This is a genomic window from Streptomyces sp. NPDC002779, from assembly GCF_042888685.1.
Lineage (GTDB): Bacteria > Actinomycetota > Actinomycetes > Streptomycetales > Streptomycetaceae > Streptomyces.
Genome location: NZ_JBIAQC010000050.1, coordinates 4,921 through 8,880, shown reverse-complemented (window position 1 = coordinate 8,880; position 3,960 = coordinate 4,921). Strand labels below are relative to the sequence as shown.

Below are 3,960 nucleotides of genomic sequence, written 5' to 3'. Positions count from 1 at the left end.
TGGTCATCTCCGACAGCCACAGCGGCCTGGTAGCCGCGATCCGCACCGTCTTCCTCGGCGCGGCCTGGCAACGCTGCCGCGTCCACTGAAGCCGTCAAGGAACAACCCGTTGCTTTTATAGGACAAGCCCGTTGCTCTGGTATGAGCTTCGCCGACGACGTTCTGGACCAGCTCGCGCTGCGGTTCCAGGTCCTGTTGCCGCATCTGAACGAGCGGCAGCGGCGTCTGATACTGGCTCAGGAGGCACGCCTGCTCGGACACGGTGGGGTACGGGCCGTGGCGCGGACGGCCGGGGTGAGCGAGACCACGGTCCGCAACGGTGTGTTCGAGCTGGAGGCCGGTGGGGATCCGTTGCGGGACGGGTGCGTCCGGCGTCCCGGGGGCGGCCGCAAACCGGCCGAGGAACAGGATCCGTCCCTGGTTCCGGCGTTGCTCAGGCTGGTGGAGCCGGACGAGCGGGGCGATCCGATGTCGCCGCTGCGCTGGACCACCAAGTCCCTGCGCAACCTCGCCGAGGAGCTGACCAGGCAAGGGCACCCGGTCTCCGCCCCGACCGTCGGCCGGCTGCTGAAGAGGCAGGGCTTCAGTCTGCAGGCCAGCGCCAAGACGCTGGAGGGCAAGCAACACCCCGACCGGGACGCACAGTTCCGCTACATCAACGAACAGGTCAAGGAGCACCAGTCCGGCGGTCAGCCGGTGATCAGCATCGATGCCAAGAAGAAGGAGCAGATAGGACAGCTGCCGAACCCCGGGCGGCAATGGCGCCCCGCAGGCGATCCGGTGCAGGTGGAGGACCACAGCTTCTACTTCATCGGCCCCGACGTCGAGGTGGCGATACCCTTCGGCATCTACGATCTGGCCCACGACAGCGGCTGGGTGAACGTCGGTACCGATCACGACACCTCGGTGTTCGCCGTCGAGTCGATCCGCCGCTGGTGGCGGGCCCGCGGCCGGCTGGACCACCCGGATGCCGACCGGTTGCTGATCACCGCGGACTGCGGAGGGTCCAACAGCTACCGCTACCGGTTATGGAAGACCGAACTCGCCGCGTTCGCCGCCGAGATTGGCCTCACGGTGAGCGTCTGTCACTTTCCGCCGGGCACTTCGAAATGGAACAAGATCGAGCACCGGCTGTTCTCCCACATCTCCATGAACTGGCGTGGCAGGCCCCTGACCAGCCACGAAGTCGTGGTCAACAGCATTGCCGCGACCCGCACTCGCACGGGCCTGCGCGTTCACGCCGAGTTGGACACCGGGACCTACCCAGTGGGAATCTCCGTCAGCCGCGAGCAAGTGCGCTCACTGCCGATCACGCACCATGACCGGCACGGATCCTGGAACTACACGATCGCTCCGGCCGACGCCACCGGCGACTGCGTGATCAACGCCAGCGATCGTGACCAGGCCAGGTCGCAGGTTCTTGCGATGCTCGCCGACCCGCGTTTGAGCGGCATGACCTCATCGGAACTGGACGCACTGTGCGCCCAGTTGGCTTTCGCGCAGGCCACCCGGGCCGAGCAGCGCAAGTTCCAGCAGCGCGGCGGCCGACGCTTGCAGGCCCCCGGAGCACATGGCAAGCCCCTGCTCTCGAACGCGGACCGCATCCTTGTCACGGTGATCTACCTGCGCCGAGTCTGCTCCCAGAAGGTCCTGGTCGACCTGCTCGCCATCAACCCGGTCACGATCGGCCAGGTCATCGGCGAGACCCGCACCCTCATGGACGCACAGAAGATCACCGTCACGCAGACCGCGCACTACTTCGCCTCCGCCCCGGAGTTGCGTGACTGGGCGGAGAACGGCGCGACCACCAGTCGAATGGATCTCTCCCAGACCCTGTCCCACCCCCTACTCACCGGCATGTCCCGTCCGGACTTTCAGGCGCTGATCGACCGGATCACCGTGCCCTACCAGGCCGCGCTCGAACAACGCCGGCATCACCAGCGCGGCGGCGCCCGGCGTCCAGGAACCCGTGGCGGCGTCTTCCGCCAAAAGATCACCGACGCGGACCGAATCCTGGCGACGGTCCTTTCCCAGCGAGATCTATGCAACCAGCAGGCCCTGGCCGACCTGTTCGGTGTCAGCCGCGGCACCATCCGCAACGCCATCGAGGACGTCCGCCCCATCCTCGAACAAGACCCGTGCGTCCCGACGCTCGCCCAACGACGCTTCACCACGGCCGCCGACGTACTCGCATCCGTCACAGAAGACAGCGAAACACCATGTTGAATCCTTACGGCTTCACTTCGTCCGGGACGTCTTCGCAGTAATCGAAAAGAGCTCGGGAGAGATGGTCGCGGCCACCATCCGTACTATCTTCGCGCAGACCACAGCCTCGGCCGTCCGCACCCAGCTGGATGTGGTGGCTGACATGCTCGGACGGCAGTTTCCGCAGGTCAAGAAGATGTTATTGGATGCCGCACCGGACATTACGGCGTTCGCGGACTTCCCGTCGGCGCACTGGAAGAAGATCTGGTCAACCAACCCGCTGGAACGGCTGAACCGGGAGATCAAACGACGGGCCGACGTCGTCCAGGTTTTCCCCAACCCCGCCGCCCTGGACCGGCTCGCCGCTGCGGTCCTGGCCGAACTCCACGACGAATGGCAGGTCTTCGACCGCCGCTACCTTTCCGAAGCCTCCATGGCCGAACTCTTCAGCACCCAGCCCACCTCACCCGAGCCGCAGATCACCCCGCAACCGGAATCGAAACAGCTGCCGTGACTACACCACCCCGCGGGACATGACCTGTTCGGCTGCGCTGCTATCTGGATCTGCGACAGTAGCTCACCTCTGGCAGCGTGGTTGGCCCGGCCATGGAACTGACCGCGGCCCGGACCTGACTCATGGCAAGGTGCCGCCTGCACCGAACTGCGGCATCTCCAGGACGTTGACGTCCGCGCGGATGTCTGGTGGGGAGTGTCATACAGGGCATGCGGTATGCCTGGGACCAGGGTGGAGTGTCGGGTTCTACGCTGCCTGGTCCCACTGGTGTGGGAGAGCGTCTTCGTCTGGCGGGTGTTGTGCGGCTTTCTCGCGGGCGCGGAGGGTGGCCCAGGTGAGCGCGGTGAAGCAGGTGACGTGCCAGGGTAAGGGCCACAGGGCGGGCCACCAGCTGGCCTGCGGGGCGAAGAGAAGGTTGGTGGCGGCGGTGGTCATGCCAGCGGCGAGGCTCCAGCACAGCAGGCGGCCGGTCCACTGCACGGCTCGGGTGAGCCGGTCCTGGTGGCGGCAGCGTCGGGTGGGGCAGTAGGCAGGCAGGCGTATGCCGGGCGTACGCATCCGGGGAAGGTCCTTTGCAGCAGGGGTGGTTGCCGCGGGCTGGGGGACACGGCATGCAGGACGGCGTAAGTGTGCATGGAGTGAAGGTGTGCCTCCAGCGGCCGTGGCGGCTGTGCGCTGTCTCTGAGACAAGTGGTTCTTGTGAGCTTTCGTGCTCAAGGGCAGGTAAGCGCTCTCTTGGGTATATCCCGGCTTGGTCTGAACGGGACCGAAAGTAGTCAGTAGTGGCGCGAGATGCGCTGATTGGGATGCAGTCGAAGAATTTCGGTCAGAGTGGCCACGGCGAACAGTAACGGAACGCGGAATTCTCCCTTTTGTGCGGGGCGGATCGCCCCATGGTGTCCGCGTTCGCCCCTTTAAGAGGTAGGGCTCATTCCGCCGTCAGGGGGCGGATGTTGTGAGGGCTGCCTGTCGGCTCATGTGCTTCTCGTGGCAGGTTGTGTGGCCGAGGTGGCCGTATGGGTCGCCGGTTCTGACTTTCTGTCTGACTTCCTGTGGGGGGAAGCTGATGCATGTACGTGCTGGAAGCGCGTCGTTTCGGCGTGCTCGGAGAACACACAGAACCGCTCTCGTCGCGGGGGGGGCCCCCGGGGGCCGGGGGGGGGGCGCCGCGCGGGGGGGGGGGGGGGGCGCCCGGGCGGCGGGTCCGGGGGCGGGCCCGCGCGGGGGGCGGGCGGCCCGCG

The 3,960-nt window shown here is 66.4% G+C and carries 2 protein-coding genes and 2 pseudogenes; 3 read left to right on the top strand and 1 reads right to left on the bottom strand.

The window, feature by feature from the left end; genetic code table 11:
- The 3 genes and pseudogenes from ACFYW5_RS37405 to ACFYW5_RS37395 all read left to right on the top strand — a co-directional run.
- A pseudogene (locus ACFYW5_RS37405) lies at positions 1–86 on the top strand (transposase); the annotation flags it as partial.
- Between the two features lie 55 nt (positions 87–141).
- Positions 142–2,226, top strand: coding sequence for an ISAzo13 family transposase (locus ACFYW5_RS37400; protein WP_389421610.1), 2,085 nt, complete (start codon positions 142–144; stop codon positions 2,224–2,226).
- A gap of 7 nt (positions 2,227–2,233) precedes the next feature.
- Positions 2,234–2,719: pseudogene (locus ACFYW5_RS37395) on the top strand (transposase); the annotation flags it as partial.
- Positions 2,720–2,965: 246 nt separating this feature from the next.
- Here the strand turns inward: ACFYW5_RS37395 and ACFYW5_RS37390 are convergent.
- Complete coding sequence (locus tag ACFYW5_RS37390; RefSeq protein ID WP_389421609.1) at positions 2,966–3,277, bottom strand: hypothetical protein; 312 nt, start codon at positions 3,275–3,277, stop codon at positions 2,966–2,968.
- Positions 3,278–3,960: the final 683 nt, after the last annotated feature.

Bases quoted from the DNA above. Each gene is read 5' to 3' on its own strand.
- ACFYW5_RS37400 (WP_389421610.1), top strand. From the start codon at position 142: ATGAGCTTCGCCGACGACGTTCTGGACCAGCTCGCGCTGCGGTTCCAG.
- ACFYW5_RS37390 (WP_389421609.1), bottom strand. From the start codon at position 3,277: ATGCGTACGCCCGGCATACGCCTGCCTGCCTACTGCCCCACCCGACGC.